15 protein-coding genes and 1 riboswitch are annotated in these 19,444 nt (G+C 59.7%); of the genes, 3 read left to right on the top strand and 12 right to left on the bottom strand.

Features of this window, described 5'->3' with window-relative positions; translation table 11 throughout:
- Positions 1 to 35: 35 nt before the first annotated feature.
- The 6 genes from EV660_RS10255 to EV660_RS10230 all read right to left on the bottom strand — a co-directional run bounded on the left by EV660_RS10255 (position 36) and on the right by EV660_RS10230 (position 8,918).
- A complete protein-coding gene (locus EV660_RS10255) occupies positions 36 to 956 on the bottom strand; it encodes a dihydroneopterin aldolase (RefSeq protein ID WP_071480396.1) in 921 nt (306 codons plus the stop codon).
- A gap of 102 nt (positions 957 to 1,058) precedes the next feature.
- Complete coding sequence (locus EV660_RS10250; RefSeq protein WP_071480395.1) at positions 1,059 to 2,093, bottom strand: cell wall hydrolase; 1,035 nt, start codon at positions 2,091 to 2,093, stop codon at positions 1,059 to 1,061.
- A 170-nt stretch (positions 2,094 to 2,263) separates the two neighbouring features.
- Positions 2,264 to 4,804, bottom strand: coding sequence for a putative PEP-binding protein (locus tag EV660_RS10245; protein WP_071482018.1), 2,541 nt, complete (start codon positions 4,802 to 4,804; stop codon positions 2,264 to 2,266).
- Between the two features lie 416 nt (positions 4,805 to 5,220).
- Positions 5,221 to 7,467, bottom strand: a complete 2,247-nt coding sequence (glyS, locus tag EV660_RS10240; RefSeq protein WP_071480394.1) for a glycine--tRNA ligase subunit beta — start codon at positions 7,465 to 7,467, stop codon at positions 5,221 to 5,223.
- A 3-nt stretch (positions 7,468 to 7,470) separates the two neighbouring features.
- Positions 7,471 to 7,977 (bottom strand): DUF6446 family protein, encoded by a 507-nt coding sequence (locus EV660_RS10235; RefSeq protein ID WP_071480393.1) that lies wholly within the window; start codon positions 7,975 to 7,977, stop codon positions 7,471 to 7,473.
- On the bottom strand, positions 7,977 to 8,918 hold the full coding sequence (locus EV660_RS10230; RefSeq protein ID WP_071480392.1) for a glycine--tRNA ligase subunit alpha: 942 nt from the start codon (positions 8,916 to 8,918) through the stop codon (positions 7,977 to 7,979). Before EV660_RS10230 ends, EV660_RS10235 begins: the two co-directional genes overlap by 1 nt.
- Before the next feature lie 138 nt (positions 8,919 to 9,056).
- Between EV660_RS10230 and EV660_RS10225 the strand changes: the two genes are divergently transcribed.
- The gene (locus EV660_RS10225) at positions 9,057 to 10,844 is read left to right on the top strand and encodes a trypsin-like peptidase domain-containing protein (RefSeq protein WP_168800304.1); all 1,788 of its coding nucleotides are present in this window, start codon (positions 9,057 to 9,059) and stop codon (positions 10,842 to 10,844) included.
- A 54-nt stretch (positions 10,845 to 10,898) separates the two neighbouring features.
- On the opposite strand, the gene EV660_RS10220 is transcribed toward EV660_RS10225, so the two are convergent.
- The 6 genes from EV660_RS10220 to metF all read right to left on the bottom strand — a co-directional run bounded on the left by EV660_RS10220 (position 10,899) and on the right by metF (position 17,575).
- A complete protein-coding gene (locus tag EV660_RS10220; protein ID WP_071480391.1) occupies positions 10,899 to 11,639 on the bottom strand; it encodes a glutamine amidotransferase in 741 nt (246 codons plus the stop codon).
- A gap of 44 nt (positions 11,640 to 11,683) precedes the next feature.
- Positions 11,684 to 13,132 (bottom strand): TrkH family potassium uptake protein, encoded by a 1,449-nt coding sequence (locus tag EV660_RS10215; RefSeq protein ID WP_071480390.1) that lies wholly within the window; start codon positions 13,130 to 13,132, stop codon positions 11,684 to 11,686.
- A gap of 33 nt (positions 13,133 to 13,165) precedes the next feature.
- The gene (locus EV660_RS10210) at positions 13,166 to 14,122 is read right to left on the bottom strand and encodes a 1-phosphofructokinase family hexose kinase (protein WP_071480389.1); all 957 of its coding nucleotides are present in this window, start codon (positions 14,120 to 14,122) and stop codon (positions 13,166 to 13,168) included.
- 36 nt (positions 14,123 to 14,158) lie between these two features.
- Positions 14,159 to 15,250 carry a GTP cyclohydrolase FolE2 gene (gene folE2, locus EV660_RS10205; RefSeq protein WP_071480388.1) on the bottom strand — a complete coding sequence of 364 codons (1,092 nt, stop codon included), beginning with the start codon at positions 15,248 to 15,250 and terminating at the stop codon, positions 14,159 to 14,161.
- An 82-nt stretch (positions 15,251 to 15,332) separates the two neighbouring features.
- Positions 15,333 to 16,514, bottom strand: coding sequence for an O-succinylhomoserine sulfhydrylase (gene metZ, locus EV660_RS10200; RefSeq protein ID WP_071480387.1), 1,182 nt, complete (start codon positions 16,512 to 16,514; stop codon positions 15,333 to 15,335).
- Between the two features lie 60 nt (positions 16,515 to 16,574).
- Positions 16,575 to 16,652, bottom strand: a riboswitch (SAM riboswitch).
- Between the two features lie 56 nt (positions 16,653 to 16,708).
- Entirely contained in the window at positions 16,709 to 17,575 is an 867-nt protein-coding gene (metF, locus tag EV660_RS10195; RefSeq protein WP_071480386.1) for a methylenetetrahydrofolate reductase [NAD(P)H], read from the bottom strand.
- Positions 17,576 to 17,663: 88 nt separating this feature from the next.
- On the opposite strand from metF, the gene EV660_RS10190 reads away from it, so the two are divergent.
- Positions 17,664 to 18,569, top strand: coding sequence for a LysR family transcriptional regulator (locus EV660_RS10190; RefSeq protein ID WP_071482016.1), 906 nt, complete (start codon positions 17,664 to 17,666; stop codon positions 18,567 to 18,569).
- A 94-nt stretch (positions 18,570 to 18,663) separates the two neighbouring features.
- A protein-coding gene (locus tag EV660_RS10185) for an IS5 family transposase (RefSeq protein WP_100319131.1) occupies positions 18,664 to 19,421 on the top strand; the annotation gives its coding sequence in 2 pieces (ribosomal slippage) (positions 18,664 to 18,985 and positions 18,985 to 19,421; 759 coding nt in all).
- The last annotated feature ends 23 nt before the right edge of the window (positions 19,422 to 19,444 follow it).

Here is a 19,444-nt window from a genome sequence, read left to right as displayed (position 1 = left end):
CGCTCTTTGCCCAAAGCGCGCACGTCACGCAAGCCTTAGCGCGGCAAATACTCTTGCGGCACATGGCTGCCGGGGGGCGTACGAAGCCCCTCGGGCATCAACAATTTTGCGGCGGCAACATGTTCTGCCAGCCAAAGCGCAAGGGCCAGACCGTCTTGCGCCGGGCCATCAGGGCTGTCTGTGGAATCGAGGATCAGTTTTGACGGTGCCCATACGATCATCTGGCCCTGCTTCATGGCCCAGTCAATCTCGGTACGGCTGGACACAACAACACAGCGCGGATCCTTCGCCGCCAGCCGCCACGCGTTCTGTTCAATCGCCAGCAGGTTGATGCGGCGTTGCACAGCCGCATGGCCTGTCGCGGCAACAGACTGGGGCGGCATTCCGACACACAGAATGACAGGCAACCCCTGCGCCAACAGCCCGTCAAGCCTTGCGGCAAGATCAGGCGCATCAATCGTGACATTATCCAGATACACGACCAGAGGGTGCACCGCAGTCTCTACACCCTTGGTATCCAGCGCACGCAAGGGCTGGGCCGCACGATTACGAACGATCTCGACCCCCAGCGCACCGGGGCCACGGTCCAGCTTTTCCACACGCACAAAGGCCCGCATCGCCTGAGGTTCCAGCAAGACACGCTCTGCGATACGTTCAGCCAGCGTTTCCAACAGATTCAGGCGTTCGGCGGCCAGTTCAGCGGCGATCGCCTCTGTGATCCGGTCATAGGACAGGATCCTGTCCACATCATCCTCAACCGGGGCCGGATGCGGGCGCAATTCCACGACCACATTGAAGCGCACGCGCTGCGTGTGCCCTCTTTCAGCCTGAAACGCACCTATCTCGACAGGCACAACATGGTCACGTACGCTAATCCGGTCACGCGGATCAGCAGGCGCAGAGGCTTCGGCGCGGGCTTCAGGATGGGCAAAGGCCAGTCGTATATCAGAGGTCATGCAGTCTCTCTCGGCGCGGATGGCCCCTTTTACCGCCTTGATCGCGCAACACAACGCGCAATCGCGCCATAGCGATGCCGGGATACGACATGCGCTGGCGGATCAGCCGCGATAGAACAGATGTGCGCCGATATGCGTGGTCTGCGTGAACCGGTTGGCCCATGCCGGGTTTACAGCTGTCGTATGGAAATACAGCGCGCCCTGCGTCAGCCCGCGATGCCCGCCATCCACCATGACCTGTGCAATCCGCTTCGCGCGGGATGCGGCACCCCGGTTTGGCATGGCTTCCGAATTGCCATCACATGCAAAACTGAACTGGCAGCCCCCAAAGCGGCCTTCGCGAACCCCCTGATAGACAACAGCACAGACGGAATTCGGGAACTTGCGCGAGTCGACACGGTTCAGGATTACCTCTGCCACGGCGAATTGGCCCCGCAGGCTTTCGCCGCGCGCCTCGTGGTAGATCGCTGTCGCAAGGCAGGCTTTTTCTTCATCCAGCGGGCGCAGATCTAGGGTGCGCAGCCATCTGTCACTATACTGGACAACGCGGCGTTCGATGGACGCCGGGCGCAGCTTGGGCCGCGCAGATGCAAGTGGGGCAAGCAACCGATCCAAGCTGGGGCTCGCGATCCCCGCACCTTGTGTCGACACCCGAACATCCAGCAATGAAAGCGTTGCAAAAGCCGCTTCATCGCGGGGTCTTGGGCGGGGCGAATTCGACAGCGTGTCTGCGATGTCGGTTGAATCGAGTCTATTTCCCTTAGCTTTGGTCAATCCGTCTGGCCGTTGTGGCGCAGGTTCCGGGCGCGCGACCCGCAACGTCAAGGCGGCCTGCACCACACTGGGGCTGCGCGGGGGCGCAACATCGGTTATAACGGAATTGCGTATGACGGGGTTGGAATGCTGCACAGATGCAAGGACCAGCTTCGATTGCACATCCTCACTCAAGGTCGCATCCTGCGCCTGCGATCCAACACTTAGCGGCAGTGTCAGCGCCCCTATGACGCAAACCGAAAACACCCCTACCCGACCATGTGTTGTGTTGAAGCGCGCAGCCCAAGATGACAGCTTGCGCCAAGCGCTATCCAAGTCGCGGGCGTTCTGCCCATGCGCTGAGGGTGCCTTAAATTTCATCATACAATCAAGCACGGCGACCAACTTTGCGCCTGCTCCTAACTTTTCTTCTCACATTTCCGCGAGCGTACTTAGCTGAAATGTCGCAAAAGGTCCATCATCGGGGCTGTCGCATGGGTAACGCATTGGCTTGTTCTTGCCGATACTTTCAAAAAACCGTTTGGTTTCAGGGCTCAACCAAGCTCTTCAATGACGAGTTGCGCGGCGGCCAGGCGCGCAACAGGCACGCGAAACGGCGAACAAGAGACATAATCGAACCCAAGTTCCCTGCAGAACCGAATCGATTCCGGGTTGCCGCCATGCTCGCCACATATCGACAATGTCAGTTCTTCGCGCGCCTTACGGCCACGCGCCGCACCCAGTGTCAGCAGCTCGCCCACACCATCCAGATCAAGCGTGCGAAACGGGTCTTCGGGGAAAACACCTTGTTGCACGTAATCGGACATGAAGCGCCCCGCATCGTCACGCGACAAGCCATAGGTCATTTGTGTCAGATCATTGGTGCCGAAAGACAGAAATGAGGCATGCAAGGCAATGTCACCCGCCCGAAGCGCGGCCCGGGGCGTTTCGACCATGACGCCGATCCGATACTCGAAATCCACCCCCATGCGCGACCGGACAGTTGCTGCGATGGCGTCGATGCGCGACTTGATCAACTCCACCTCGCGCATGGCCGAGACCAAAGGGATCATGATCTCGGGTGCAATCGGCGTGGCGCGGCGCGACACTTCAACAGTCGCTTCGAAAATCGCGCGCGCCTGCATCTCATAGATTTCCGGAATGGTCACCCCAAGCCGGACCCCGCGCATGCCCAGCATCGGGTTGAATTCTGACAGCGCCTCGGCGCGGCGTGTGATCTCGGATAGCGGTTTGTCCAGCGCATCGGCCAGAAAGCGCATCCCCTCTCTCGAATGCGGCAAAAACTCGTGCAAGGGCGGGTCAAACAACCGGATGCATACCGGCTGGCCCTGCATGATCTCGAACAGATCAATGAAATCGGCACGTTGCATCGGCAACAGCCGCTCCAGCGAATCTTGCCGATCTTCGGATGTGTCTGCAAAAATCATCTCACGCATCAGCGTCAGACGGTCATCCTCAAAGAACATGTGTTCCGTGCGGCACAGCCCGATTCCCTGTGCCTTGAACCCGCGCGCGATGCGCGCATCGGCGGGCGTGTCGGCATTGGCACGAATACCTATGTCACAGCGCGCATCAGCCCAATCCAGCAAAGTGGTGAAGCGGTCATCCAATGCAGGCTCCAGCAAGGGCACCTCGCCGATCAACACGACACCATTGGTGCCATCAACTGTCAGCATATCGCCTTCGGCCAAGGTGTGCCCGGCTGCCTGCACGGTCTTGCGCCGCTCGTCGATCTGCATCCCCGAAGCACCGACCACACAAGGCACGCCAAGCCCGCGACCAATAACCGCCGCGTGGCTGGTCATTCCGCCGCGTTCGGTCAGCACGGCCTGCGCTGAATGCATGCCGCGAATATCCTCTGGCGTTGTTTCACGCCGCACAAGAATGCACGGCTCGTCACGCGATGCGCAAGCCTGCGCCGCGGTCGAGGAAAAGACGACCCGCCCGATGGCCGCCCCCGGACTGGCCGCAATACCGCGCACAAACACTTCGGTGCGCGCGCGTGCATCCACCTGACGGTGCAAAAGGTCGCTCAATGCCTTGGGCTGGATCCGCATCAGCGCCTCGTCGCGTTCGATGATCCCCTCATTCGCCAGATCAACCGCCACCCGAACCGAAGCGCGGGACGACCTTTGCACCGTTACCGCATCGAGCACCCACAGCTTGCCATCATCAAGGGTGAATTCGATCTCCATCTCCTCGCGCAAACGACGCCGCGCATATTCGCCATGGCGCAAAAGCTCTGCAAAGGCTTCGGGACAGCGCTCTTCCAGTGACGGCCCGCGCTTGTCACGGGTCAGATACAGCACATCCGCGCCGTTTTTCATCGCCTCCTGCCCATGCACGCCGCGCGACTTGAACCGGCCCGTCACCTGCGGCATACCTGTTTCCGCGTCAATGAAGCGGATCAGCCCTGCCCCGCTTTCGCCTGCGCCAATGCCGCCCGCCATGGCCTGCACCACCAGCCCAAGGCCCGCTTGCAGCGGTGCGCCCTTGGCCTGACGCAGCAACCGCGCTGATGTCCCTTCCCACGCCCGCGCCATAGAGCGCAGCACATCCGCCAATTGTTGCGCGGGCGATTGGGGAAAGGGTTCTTCGGTTTCGGCCTCGTAATCGCGCAAGGCAGCCTGAAGCGCGGGCAAGCACGGCTCTGTCGCGTCGAACATGTCGGGGTCCAGATGGGCGACATGCGCGGCATAGGATTGCACGAAACGCAAATAAAGCGCAGTCGCCACAGGCTCGCCATATGCTGCCGCGATTTCGGCGTGTTTCTCGTCATTCATGCCGATATTCAGAATCGCCGCAGGCCCGCCCCATTGCGGATGCTCGGCACTGGGGCGCACAGACAAAAGCTGCCCTTTCGGAAAATGCCCCAGCAAATGACGCAGATTCATCTGCGCACCGGTTGCGATTTCGCGCACCACGGCAAAAGACAGCGCGATGGTTTGCGGCACCGGCATTTCCAGCCGCACAAGGCGTTGCAGGCACTTGGCCCGCCAGCCATGTGTCTGCCGCTTGATAGGGGCAGAGCCGGTGATCTGGGCGTAATCGGTCAGGGTCAGGTATTTGGGCATTAACGGCACCTTCTGGCTGCGGCGCAGCATAGGCCAAAGCGCCACAGACTCAAGGATTTGTTATCGCTGCCAAGTCGCCTGCCCCAAGCCCCTTGGTTTGCCACATGACGAGAGGTTCCCGCGCCCTATCCGATGCTTTCACGAGAGGCGCCTCTACTTGTCTTTGCGGACATAGCGGTGCTGGGTGCAAAGTCGCGTAGCGTCGGGCCGCGGTGCGGCGATCCAAGGTTTACTCTGTAGCGCTTTATGCTGGCCAAGCCCCTGCGAGATCTGATCTGAGCGCTTGGGGCAGCCCAATCGCCGTGCCGTGGGGGCAGCCCGGCGATGCGCGGCGGCCTTCGGCCTTGACTCCGCGCTGGTCAAAGACTGCAACGCCCCCTAGTCGTCGTCGGGCATCGTATATCAGGCAGCAAACACTACCCTTCAACCCGCGTCAGATCGGCCACTTGCAGACAGGTCGCGCGAATGCGGTGCAGCAGGTTCAGACGGTTGCGCCGCACGATCTGGTTGTCTGTATTAATCTGGACCGCGTCAAAAAACGCATCAATTGGCGCGCGCAGGCCCGCCATTGCGGTCATGGCGGCGGCGAAATCCTCGGCCTGCATGGCGGGGGTGATCGCCGCCTCAGCCTGATCGAGGGCCTTGAACAGCGCGCGTTCCTCATCCGTTTCGGCCAGTTTGGGGTCGGGACCAAAGGAATATTCCACCCCGTCCCTGGCCTCTTCCTTCGTCAGGATGTTATTGGCGCGCTTGAACCCTTGCAGCAGGTTTTCCCCGTCACTGGTTTTCAGGAACGCACTCAACGCCTCGGCCCGTTTGACCAGCAGCGTCAGGTCATCATTGCCGGGCATGGCAAGACAGGCGTCGATCACGTCATGGCGGATGCCTTGGTCGCGCAGGTGAACCTTGAGGCGGTCGTGGAAGAAGGTGAGGAGATTCTCGGTTAGCGCGAGACCAAACTTAACGTCGGCCCTATCTTCACTTGGTTTCTGTCCGAAACCTCGTTCGGCGCTCTTGGCTTCAAAAACCTCCGTCGCGAACTTCGCTACGAAGTCACTGCCCATTGTGGACTCGAGAGCACCGAGCATATCTTCGAGCGGACCAAAGTCTTGATCTGCGGCAATACGACCAACGTGTGGGGCGAGCGCGAGAAACGAGCGTTGTGTTAGTGCTATCCTGATCTCATTCCCCAACACCAACCGAATAACCCCCAGCGCCGCCCGCCGCAGCGCGTAGGGGTCTTTCGACCCCGTTGGCTTCTCATCAATCGCCCAGAAGCCGGTCAGCGTGTCGATCTTATCGGCCAGCGCCACGGCGACCGACACAGGCGTGGACGGCACGGTGTCCGACGGCCCCAACGGTTGGTAATGTTCCACACAGGCGCGGGCCACATCCTCGGGCAGGCCAGCCGCCCGCGCGTAGTAGCTGCCCATCAGCCCCTGCAATTCGGGAAACTCGCCCACCATTTCGGACCGCAGGTCCGATTTCACGACACGCGCGGCCAAACCGGCCTGCTCCGTATCCGCGCCCACCAGCGGTGCGATCTCGCGCGCCAGCGCCTCAACCCGCGCCACGCGGTCAGCCTGAGAGCCAAGCTTGTTGTGGAAGGTCACATCTGCCAGCCCCGCGCCCATACCGTCAAGCCCCACATCAGCAATGGTGCGCAAGTCATTGTCCCAAAAGAATTTTGCATCTGAAAGCCGCGCCGCCAGAACCTTTTGATTGCCCGCAAGGATTGTCGCGCCGCCATCCACCGTTTCGCGGTTGGCGACCGTCACAAACCCCGTGATCTGCCCGGTTTTCGGGTCACGCAGCGAAAAGAATTTCTGATGCTCTTTCATAGAGGTTTGCAGCACTTCGGGCGGAAGGCCCAGAAATTGCGCGTCAATTCGGCCCAGCAGCACCACGGGCCACTCCACCAACCCTGCCACCTCAGCCAGCAAGCCCCGATCCTCGACCTGTTCCAAGCCCGAGGCAAAGGCCATCTGGCTGGCCTCGTTCCAGATATGATCCGCACGCTCGACCGGGTCCAGAATGACCTTGGCGCGCTTCAGCTTTGCCGCGTAATCCTCTATATTGACAACAGAAAACGTATCCGGCGCCATGAACCGATGGCCGCGTGTCGTGTCGCCTGCCGTGATCCCGTCCACGGAAAGCGGCACCACTTCGGCCCCGTCCTCTCGGCTGAGGATGCACAGGATCGAATGCAGGGGCCGCACCCAACGCAAACTGCCCGACCCCCAGCGCATGGATTTGGGCCAAGGGAAATTGCGGATGGCCGCTTCCAGCACCTCGGCCACAATGGCCGGGGCCGCGCGCCCTTCGGTTACGACAGTTGCGACATAGACCTGACCTTTCTTGTCGTCACGGATTTCCAGATCATCCATGCTCAGGCCCGTCGAGCGCAAGAATCCCTCAACCGCCTTTTCAGGTGCACCCACCTTCGGGCCGCGCCGTTCTTCGCGCGTGGTGGGCGAATGCTCAGTCAGTCCTTGCACCGCAAGCGCAAGGCGGCGAGGCGTGGCGAAGGCCTGCGCATGGGCATAGGTCAGGCCAGCTTCGACCAGACCATCGGTCACAAGCCGCTTGAGCGCGTCAGATGCACCTGCCTGCATACGCGCGGGGATTTCTTCGGAAAACAGCTCGATCAGTAGGTCAGCCATGGGTCATTCTCTGCGTTCTGGGGGTGGCGGGCAGCCTTGGGGGACAGGGTCGCCATCAAAATGGGCCTCGCCGCAGGGGTTTATCTGTTGCCACGCATAGCCGCGCCCATCCATCAGGACAACAACGCGGTCAATGCCATAGCTTATATTCGCCTCGCCCATGACCGCCTGCGCGCGCCCGTCGCGCAGCGCCTCGGTCAGGGTGCCTGCGTCAAAACAGTCAAACCAGCCCGGCGCGTTCAGCGGCGTGGCGCGGGAATATGGTGTCAGTTGCGCGGGGTCCACGTCGATGTCGAAACAGGCACGGTAACGGATGGGCGAGCTGTCAGAGTCGATGCCGCGAAAATTCTGCACCGCAAACTCCTGTGACGCTGCTGCGCCGATTGGGGTCAGGCGGATGCTGCGCTGTTCGGGCAGTTCGTCATAGAACGCATAGACCTGAAAGTAATAGGTCCCTAGCCCTGCGAAGAGGGTCGCAAGCAGCAAAAAGCTGACCAGAATACGCCCCATCACGCGGCTACCCCGCCCGCTTCGGTCTGCACGAAAGCATCGGCGCACAGCTTGGCCAATGCCCGGACGCGCCCAATATAGGCCTGGCGTTCAGTCACCGAGATGACTCCGCGTGCATCCAGCAGGTTGAACAGATGGCTGGCCTTGATGCATTGATCATAGGCCGGATGCGCCATGATGATACGCTTGCCCGTGGCCGGGTCTTCGGCGGGCACATCCAGCAACTGTCGGCACTCTGCCTCGGCATCCTCGAAATGGCGCAGCAGCATTTCAGTGGTGGCTGCATGGAAATTATGGCGCGAATATTCCTGCTCTGTCTGGCGGAAAATATCCCCGTAGCTGAGCGGGATCAGCGCATCTGGTGCGTTAAACGGCATGTCCATCACATGATCGACGCCTAGAACATACATCGCCAGTCGTTCCAGCCCATAGGTCAATTCGCCAGAGACGAGGTGGCAGTCATGCCCGCCGACTTGCTGGAAATAGGTGAATTGCGACACTTCCATCCCGTCGCACCAGACCTCCCATCCCAGCCCCCATGCGCCCAGCGTCGGGCTTTCCCAGTCGTCTTCGACAAAGCGGATGTCATGCAGGCTGTCATCAATCCCGATGGCGCGCAGGCTGCCCAGATAGAGTTCCTGCAGATCGGGGGGCGAGGGTTTGATGATGACCTGATACTGATAGTAATGCTGCAAGCGGTTCGGGTTTTCACCATAGCGCCCATCTGTGGGGCGGCGCGAAGGCTGGACATAGGCCGCAGCCCAAGGCTTGTTGCCCAGCGCGCGCAATGTGGTGGCGGGGTGAAACGTGCCTGCGCCCACTTCCATGTCATAGGGTTGCAGCATCGCGCAGCCTTTGGATGCCCAGTAGGTTTGCAGCCGCAGGATGATTTCCTGAAAGCACTGGGGCTTTTGTGATGTGGAATCAGACCGCTGGTGCATGGCCGCCTCTTGTTTTGTGCGCAGTTTTTCTTAAAGCTGCGTCTCAATAGGCAAGCTGCTGCGCAGGGTCAACGGACAAACCCGTCTGGCACTTGTGCGGATGTGGCACATAAGTGAATTTGGAAAGGATAAATGCGCATGGTTTTTGGGACAGGCCGCATGGCATATTGGGCGGCGAGCCTGACGGTCATCGCGTCGATCATGGGAATGGGCGCACATGCTCAGGAGCAGCGCTGGGTGCAGATCGAGGCGCAGCGCGATCTGGATGGCGCGCTAGAGCGTGCGGCCCAGATCGACCAGCAGTTGGGCAATGTCAGCGGGTTTCGTCTGCCCAGCGATTGGTATGCCATTAGCGTCGGTCCGTTCGACAGCGAAGCTGATGCGTTCAATGTTCGCAGACAATTGCGCGCCGAAGGTGCGATTCCCGCAGATGCTTTTGTCAGCAACGGCTCTGATTATCTGGAACAGATTTTCCCGACGAGCGGGGCCGTTATGACGCCTGCACCGACAGTGCCAGAGGAAGTCGCCCCACCCGAAGCACAAGAAGAGCAACTGACAGTTCTGGAACCCGAACCCGAATTAACGCCGGAGCCCGAACCAGAAGAAACCCTGAGGGAAGCGCAAGCCGCAGAACGGGCGCTGGACCGCGATGCGCGCGCAGATATTCAGGTCGCGCTGCAATGGTTCGGGTTTTACAATCTGGGCATTGATGCCGCCTTCGGGCCGGGCACACGCCGCGCCATGACCGCATGGCAAGAAGACCGGGGGTATGAACAGACTGGCGTGTTGACCACACGGCAGCGTGCAGAACTGCTGGAAAGCCACCAAAGTGAACTGGCCGCCCTTGGCATGGAAACATGGCGCGACGAAGAGGCCGGGATCAGTATTGACCTGCCCCTTGCGATGATCAGCTTTGACCGCCGTGAAACGCCTTTCGTCCATTTCGAAGAAAACGACGAAAGTGGGGTCCAGGTACTTCTGATCAGCCAGTCCGGCACTCAGGCCACGCTATTTGGCCTGTATGAGATCATGCAAACCCTCGAAATCGTGCCGCTGGAAGGAATGCGCGAAAGGCAGCAAAATTCTTTTGTCTTGACCGGGCAGAATGACGATCTGCGCTCGCACAGCTTTGCGCAATACCGCAATGGAGAGGTCAAGGGCTTCACACTGATCTGGACACCTGAACGCGACGGGCAGATGCAGCGCGTTCTGCCGATGATGGAGTCGAGTTTCTCAACCTTCAGTGGCAGCCTGCCTGCAAGTGCCGGCCAGCCCAGCACTGTCCAGCGCACGGCCCTATTGTCGGGGCTGTCTGTCAGGCGGCCCGAATTCTCGCGCTCTGGTTTCTATATTGATGCAACTGGAACTGTTTTGACCAGCGCAAGCGCCGTGGCCAATTGTGGCCGCATCACCATTGACGAGGCATATAATGCCCGCGTTGTCGCGCGCGACGAGGAATTGGGCATCGCGGTCCTGCAACCAGAAACGCCTCTTGTTCCGATGGCTTTTGCACAGTTTCATGATCGTGAAACGCCCCTGGGCAGCGAGGTGACAATCGCTGGCTTTTCTTTCGAGGATGTGATGGCGCGCCCTGTTCTGACATTCGGCCGGATTGAGGCCATGCAGGGGCTGAATGGCGAAACCGAAACTATGATGCTGAGCGCCGAAATACGGCAGGGCGATCTGGGCGGGCCGGTCTTTGGCACAAATGGGGCCGTGATTGGCCTGTTGCAGGGCCAGCCACAAGATGATGCACGGCAATTGCCATCGGATGTGAACTTTGCCGTCAACGCAGCGGTCATTCAGGAATTTCTGCGCGCCAGCAATATCTCCAGCGGGACGTTGCGCGATGATGTCATCGTTGGGCCTGAAATGCTGACACGCATGGCCGGGGATCTGACTGTGCTTGTATCCTGCTGGAACTGACCATAGCGGCCATTAATCAAGCGGTGCCGGGCCTGTCCCGGCCCCCCCAAAACCTTAGTCTGACGCGAAATGGCGGGTGAAATTTTCCAGAATCCGCCCTGAAATCTCGGTCTGTACATCAGCACAAAGCGACGTCAGGGCGTCAGCCTCGTCAGGGTGAAAATACCCTTTGTCGCGGTAAACCCGTATTCGCAGGGCAAAACTTGCGCCGTCGGCCTCGGGGTGAAACTGCGTTGCATAGGCACGCGCGCCGTATCGCAGCATCTGGATCGGGCACTGAGCCCCTTCAAGCAGATGTGTCGCCCCCTGTGGCAGTGCGTCCAACGCTTCTTTGTGGCCGACAAGCGCGGTAAACCTGTCTGGCACCCCCTCCAACAACGGATCCCCTGCGCTTTCGGGGCGGCGCTGACAGGTTATCGGACCGATCGCTTCGCCATAAGCATCTTTCGAGACGGGCGCATCCAGATGACGCCCAAGGATACCGATACCATAGCAGCAACCCAGAAACGGCACGCCTTGCGCAATAATGCGCGGCATAAGGCGCAGGATCTGCGCCTCGATGCGGGCCTCTGTCGGGTCTTTTGTCTCGGGCGGATCACTGACACAACCCGGACCGCCGCCTACGATGACCCCGGACAGTGCAGAGAGGTCAAGATCATCCGGCAGATTCACCTGATCCAAGCGCATACGCTGCACATTGCTTGCGTCCAGCTTGGCCCGGCGCAGGATCGCTGCATATTCCTCGTCTGCGGCCTCGATTTCGGGGCGCAATTGCAACACGAGAAATGGTTTCATCTCAAAATCTCTCCATCAATAGAGCAAAAACTGCAAGCACGCGCTTAGCCCCGCCAGAAACGCGGCAGCAGCAGCACCAGCACCGCCAGAATTTCCAGCCGTCCCAGATACATGCCAAAGATCATCAGCCATTTGGCGGCCACTGGAAAGCCATCGACCGCGCCGGTTTCTCCCACTTCCTGCCCGAATACCGGACCAACATTGCAGATCGCGGTCCAGGCGGCTGTGATAGCGGTGCGCAATTCCAGCCCGGTCAGCGAAAGCGAAACGGCAAGCAGGATGAAACTTGCAACAAACACCGTGAACATGACGATAACCGAAGAAATCACATCCGGCTGAAGGCGCTTGCCCCCAAGGCGCAAAGCCACCACTTCATTCGGGCGGCGCAAACGCTGCATCTGCGCGCGGATCGCTTCAAACAACACAAGATAGCGAAATATCTTGAGCGAACACCCGGTAGAGGCCGTGCAGGCCCCGATAAACCCCACAAGAATAACCACAAGCAAGGGGAAATCCCCCCATGCCGCGACATCGTCGCTGCCATAGCCTGTGCCGGTGAACAGCGTCACCACATTGAAAAGCGTCCCGCGCAGCACATCGAGAACATGTGCATCACTGGTCATCAGACGATACGCAATCACCGCGCCGACCGAATAGCCAATCCAGCGCAGAAAGGCGCGGACCTGTACATCCTTCCACACCGCAGCCCATGACCCGCCCAGAAGCTGGATGAACCGAATGAAAGGCAGGCCTGCCAGCACCATAAACAGCACCGAGACATATTCCAGCGGCCCCGTAAACTTGACAAATGACTGGTCTGATGTGGAAAAACCGCCTGTCGCGATGGTCGTCATGGCATGGTTGACTGCGTCAAAGCCGCTCATGCCAAACGCCATATAGGCTGCGATGGCTGCAAAGGTCAGCCCGAAATAGACCTGCAACAACCCGGCCGAAATGTCATAGACGCGCGGCAAAACCTTGCCCATCGTGTCAAATGCTTCGGCCTGAAAATGCTGCATACCGCCGACACGCAATACCGGCAGAAACACCAGAGCCACAATAACAATCCCCAACCCCCCCAGCCATTGCAGCATTGATCGCCAGATCAGAACGCCGGGCGGCAGATCATCCAGCCCAACGAAGACCGTCGTGCCTGTGGTGGTCATGCCGGACATGGCCTCGAAATAGGCGTTTGTCAGGTTTGCATTGGGCGCGCCCAAGGCGAAGGGAACCGCCCCAAGCGCAGGCAGAACGGCCCAAAGGCTGGCCGTCAGCAAAAAGGACTGACGCCGCCCCAGACCAGCATCCAGACCGTTGCGGGTTGTCAACGCGGCCAGACCGCCAATCATGCATACGACAAAACTGGTGCGTGCAAAGGCGTGCCAGTTTGCATTGCCAGCCTGCCAGTCGACAGCGGCGGGGACCAGCATCAAGACACCCAGCGCAAGGCCAAGCAAACCGATCAGATGTACAACGGGTCGAATATCCAGCATGACTTGCAGCCTTTGCCCGTGACTTGTTGGCTGTCAAGCGCCCATCTGATGCAGGGTGCATGCCGCGCGCAGTTGCGTGACATCTTCCTTGCGGCAAAGCTGCGTACCCGCTGTCATCACCGCTGCCGCCGCCGCTGCTGTTCCAAGGCGCAATGCCTCGGAAAAGCCGTCGCTGCGGGCCAGCGCCAGCGTGAATACACCAGTGAAACTGTCCCCCGCGCCCACCTTGCTTTGCACCTCGACTTTTGGCGGTCGGCAATGAATCGCCCCGCCCTCACTTGCCAGGACCGACCCATCCGCGCCACGCGCCAGACACACATGTTCCGCCACGCCGCGACGGACCAGTTGCCGCGCGAAAGCGGTTGTATCCGTGGCATCTGTCAGCGGGCGGCCGGCCAGCCCTTCCGCCTCGGCCTGATCCAGCCGCAAGACAAGGGGCCGCGCATGGGGTAAGGGCCGCTCGATCAGTTGCGCAAGCGCGGGGCCGGATGTGTCCACGATCAGCCGCGCTGCGCCCAGATCCTGCGCCAGAGCCTGCACAAAACCTGCATCCATTCCGGGTGGTTGGCTGCCTGATACCACTACAAGCCCCTTGGCATGCGCCACAATACTTGCGCGCGCGTCATCGACCACCGCTTCTGGCCAGACGCCACCGGGCAATTGCAGGCGGTATTGCTGGCCACTGTCATCGGTAATCGCCCAGCTTTGCCGCGTATCACAGGGCGCATCGAAAACATGCGTTGCAATACGCTGGTCATGAAGCAAGCGTAAATGCTGTTCCCCACTGCCCCCACCAAGGGCAACCCAGGCCAGAACATCGCCACCTAGCGCATGAATGGCCCTTGCGACATTGACCCCACCACCGCCGGGTTCCCAGTCAGGCTCGGCCAACCGCAGTTTGGGACCAGCCTCCATACGCGGGATACGCGCGGATAAATCCAGCGCGGGGTTAAGCGTGACAGTCAGAATAGGGCTTTGCGACGACGTCATGGCGCGACCCTACCAAGGGCCGCGCCAGATGCAAGATCAGCCAACGTGAAACAGGGTGCTGAACAGGCGCGGGTCCAGCGATGCGGCCTCGAAACTGGCGCCGCGCGTCAGTACACTGACTGCATCATGGCTGTGCAGGCTTTCCTGATGGCTGGCCACGACACGGAAATCGCCAATACGCACGTCGCCGTCTAGCTGCGCACAGAAGCTGCGCGCGGCATCTTCGACAAAGATCGGATTGGCTGCGTTCAATTCTGCAAACGCCTGTTCATCTTCGCGTTTCACCATCACCTGCGTCTCTGTCGGTACGGCAATGCGGCACAGATCAATCAAATCTTCAAACCACAGTTTTTCGCCTTCAAGCACTTCTACAGAGATACGCGCGACCGAACGCTGCGAATGCGGCGTTGCCAATTGCCCACGGGTCGCGCGCGCATGTTCGCTAAGTTCCAGCGAACAGGGACAGGTCGAGGAGTAGACGTAATCAAGATGCATGAACATCTGCCGCACGCCGCCCTGATCCACCAGTTCCAGCGCGATATCGTAATATTGATAGCCCGACAGGCCAGAGCGCAGCGACTGCACTTTCATCGGGAAGCTGAAGCGCATCATGATGCGCGCATCAAAACTTTCCAGATCAGTCTTGTAGTTATCAAGCGCGGCGCGGATTACATCCGCGCTGAAGGTGCGTTCAGCATGCGCGTAGAAGCTGCGCATGATCCGGCTCATGTTGATGCCTTTTTTCTCGGCTTCCAGACTGACCGTCCCGGTTACGGACGTTTCCAGCGTCAGATCGCCGTTATCGCGCGTATGATAGCGGATCGGCAGGCGGAAATTCGAAATGCCAACATGTTGGATGGGCGCTTTTGCCCCCACAATCAGGCTTGCGGGGCCATTCTGCAAATCCGGCAAGCCATCCTTATAGGCGCTGTCCACCTCGAATTCAGACGGGTAGTCACGGTTCAATACCGGATAGCCTGCGGCGGGCATCAGACTGGTGACTGCGGCCTCCATCTCCACACGCTCGGTGACTGGTGCGGCATCGGTGAAGCGGCGCAACACATCAAGCGCCGCCTCTGCCTCTTCACGGCTTGGCGTTTTCTCGAGGCTGGAGACATGCAAATTCATTGTGGGATTTCCTTCCTGTCTGCCAAAAAGAATATAGGCAGAGGTGTTTGCTTTTCCACATCTATACGCGCGACTCGCGTGGTCAGATCATATCGAGCGCCGCGCGAATGTCATCAATCAGATCCGCCACATCTTCCAACCCAACCGACATGCGGATCAAACCCGGCGTTATGCCCAACGCCAATTTCTGATCGTCCGGCAAACGCTGATGCGTGGTGGTGGCCGGATGCGTCACAATGCTGCGCGCATCGCCCAGATTGTTGGAAATCACGGCCACTTGCAGCGCGTTCAGAAACCGAAACGCAGCCTCCTTGCCTGCCTTGATGTCCAGCGCAAGAACAGTGCCAAACCCGTCCATTTGCGTTGCGGCAATGTCATGTTGCGGATGATTAGGCAGCCCCGGATAGATAACGCGGGCAAGCCGTGGATCGGATTCAAAGGCTTCTGCGATGGCCTGTGCTGTCGCGGCCTGCGCGCGCACACGCAAATCCAGCGTCGTCATACCGTTCAGCATGACCCAAGCGTTGAAGGGCGACAGCGCGCCGCCTGTATGCTTCATATAGGGCTCTATCGTGCCGCGAATAAACTCGCGCGTGCCGCAGATCACACCGCCCAGCGCCCGCCCCTGCCCGTCGATATGCTTGGTCGCGGAATAGATCACGACATCTGCGCCCAATTCGACAGCGCGGCTGAAAACCGGCGTGGCAAAGACATTGTCAACAACGACCGTTGCGCCAACGTCGTGGGCCAGTGCGGCAACAGACCGCAGGTCGATCACTTCCAAAGTGGGGTTCGAGACTGTTTCCATGAACACCACTCTTGTCTCTGGCCGGATTGCCGCGCGCCACTGATCGAGGTCCAGCCCATCGACAAAGCTGACCTCGACGCCATAGCGGTTCAGAACCTCTTCCAGAATATACAGGCACGACCCGAACAACGCGCGCGAGGAGACGACGTGATCGCCTGCCCGCAACATCGCGGTCAGCGCACCAGACACCGCCGCCATGCCAGAGGCTGTGGCGAAGGCATCTTCGGTCCCTTCCAGCGCGGCAATACGATCCTCGAACACTGCTACTGTCGGATTTCCATAGCGGGCATAGATGAATTCATCCGCGCCGGATTTGAGAAACCGCGCCTCGGCAGCTTCAGCATCGGGATAGACAAAGCCCTGTGTCAGATAAATTGCTTCGGCCACTTCGCCAAACTGGCTGCGCCGCGCGCCGTGGTGCACCATTTTGGTGCGCTTGCCCCAATCTTGCGTCATGTCTGCCCTGCCCCGGTCCATCCGACCAAAAGAAAACCCCCGGACCATTCCTGAGAGGCCGGGGGTTGCGCCCTGACCTCTTTAGCGGAGTGTTTAACGTGGCCCGCAATCCGGTAACAAAGCGCCACGGGTCAAATCTGACCGACAGGAATTGCGCTAAGGCTTTTTCTTCCGCTGGTCAATGGGCAGGATGCTCAGGCGACCTTCTCCAGCGAAACTTGCGGCACAACCCCCAAAGCATGACACACATCACGGGTCAGATGCGGGCGGTTGAGGGTGTAGAAATGCAAATCTTCCACCCCTTCACGCACCAGCTTGTCACACAACTCGGTGCACAAGGCTGTGGCAAGCAAGTCTTCGCGCCCGTCGCGGGTGGCTTTCTCGAACGCTTCATCCAGCCATGCGGGCACGCTTGCACCTGTGGCCTTGGCGAATTTGCGGATACCCGACCAGTTTTCGATCGGAATGATACCGGGGATGATCCGGCCGGTAATCCCTTCGCGCGCGCAAGTGTCGCGGAAGCGCAAGAACGTCTCCGCTTCGAAGAAAAACTGTGTGATCGCGCTATCGGCCCCTGCTGCAAACTTGCGCTTGAGCCAGCGCACATCGGCCAGAGTATCAGCCGCTTCGGGGTGCGGTTCGGGATAGGCACCCACACGCAGATTGAAATGACCTGTCGCGGACAATGCCTCGATCAATTCTATGGAATTGGCAAACCCATCCGCATTAGCCGTGAACCTTGCCTGCCCTTTCGGTGCATCGCCACGCAAAGCCACAATCTCGCGCACGCCCGCTTGTGCATAGCTGTCGGCAATCGCCAATGTCTCGTCGCGCGTAGCGTCCACGCAGGTCAGATGCGCGGCCACATTCAGGCCGAATTGCGCGCCGATGGTGGTGACCGCCTCATGCGTCAACTGCCGCGTGGTGCCCCCGGCCCCATAGGTCACCGACACAAAAGACGGCGAGAGCGGCGCCAGCATACGCACTGTGTCCCATAGCCGAAAGCTGGCCTCCAACGTTTTGGGCGGGAAGAATTCGAAAGACACGCGCGGTGCAGGCATTGAACAGACTCCATTTCTGATAGCCCCTTGTGCCATGCCTGCGAATGTGAAACCAATTCATTATCTTCAACACCATTATGAGCGCGACATGCATATCGAATTCCGCCACCTGCGCACAATCAAGGCGATACACGAAGCTGGCGGCCTTGCCCGTGCGGCTGATTTGCTGAACATGACGCAATCGGCGCTGTCGCATCAGGTCAAGGGGATCGAGGAACAGGCAGGGGTGGAATTGTTCGTGCGCCGCTCAAAGCCCCTGAAACTCTCAGCCGCCGGGTTGAAAATGCTACGCGCCGCTGAAGATATCCTGCCGCGTGTGGCAGCACTGGAGGAAGAGTTTACCGGGCTGGTCAAGGGCAGTTCGGGCCGGTTGCATATCGCCATTGAATGCCACGCCTGTTTTGACTGGCTGTTTCCGGTGTTGGAGCAGTTTCGCAAGGCATGGCCCGATGTGGATGTCGATATCCGCCCTGGGCTGGCCTTTGATGCCCTGCCCGCCCTGCGCCGCGAGGAAGTGGACCTTGTCATCTCATCCGACCCGGAGGAAATGGATGGCGTCAGCTTCCTGCCGCTTTTTGACTATGAGCCGGTCTTTGTCGCTGCCGCCACCAACCCCTTGGCGCAAAAACCTTTTATCGAGGCGACTGATTTCCGCGACCAGACCCTGATCACCTATCCGGTGGAGCGCACGCGGCTGGATGTGTTTACCCAACTGCTGACCCCTGCCAAGGTTGAACCCCGCGCGATCCGGCAGGTGGAACTGACCGCCGTGATCCTGCTGCTGGTGGCCTCCGGGCGCGGGGTGGCGGTTCTGCCCGACTGGGTGCTGCGCGATATCCGCTATCATTCCGACTATGTGACCAAACCACTGACCGAGGGCGGCCTGACCCGGCGGCTATATGCGGCCGTGCGGGATGAGGATTCGTCCAAGCCCTTCATGGCCCATGTGCTGCGGCTGGCGCGGACAGAGCCGGTGAAGTTGCAGCGGGGGTAAACATCATGTATCCGAGTAGTGCCGCTACCCTAGGCTCAGGACCCATTGATTTCAGCCTTGCGGCGTGATTCACGCTCCGCAAGGAGACCGATCAATGAGCAATCTTTTCTGGCTGACTGACGCGCAAATGGAGCGTCTGAAACCCTTCTTCCCCAAGAGCCATGGCAAGCCGCGCGTCGATGACAGGCGCGTGCTCAGCGGCATAATCTTCATCAATCGCAATGGGTTGCGGTGGTGTGATGCACCCAAGGAATATGGCCCCCACAAGACCTTATACAACCGTTGGAAGCGGTGGAGCGATATGGGCGTGTTCGCCCGGATCATGGCGGGCCTGGCGGCAGAGGGGACCGAGACCAAGACGATCATGATCGACGCCACCTATCTGAAGGCACATCGCACGGCTTCGAGCCTGCGGGTAAAAAAGGGGGGCGTGGTCGCCTGATCGGGCGAACCAAGGGTGGTATGAACACCAAGCTGCATGCTGTGACAGATGCGATTGGCCGCCCCATCACCTTCTTCCTGTCCGCCGGACAAGTCAGCGATTACACTGGCGCGGCGGCGTTGCTCAGGAGCCTACCAGAAGCCGACTGGCTGATCGCAGACCGAGGATATGACGCTGATTGGTTCAGAGATGCGTTGAAAGACAAGGAGATAAAACCCTGCATCCCTGGCCGCAAAGCGCGAAAGACGACCGTGAAATACGACAAACGGCGCTACAAGCGGCGCAACCGGATCGAGATCATGTTCGGGCGGCTCAAGGATTGGCGGCGTATCGCAACCCGCTATGACAGATGCCCAAAGGTGTTCCTCTCAGCCGTCGCGCTGGCCGCAACCGTGCTGTTCTGGCTTTGAATATCAATGAGTCTGGAGCCTAG

The organism is Roseinatronobacter bogoriensis DSM 18756, from assembly GCF_004366635.1.
Classification (GTDB): Bacteria; Pseudomonadota; Alphaproteobacteria; order Rhodobacterales; family Rhodobacteraceae; genus Roseinatronobacter; species Roseinatronobacter bogoriensis.
This window is presented reverse-complemented; position numbering and strand designations above follow the sequence as displayed.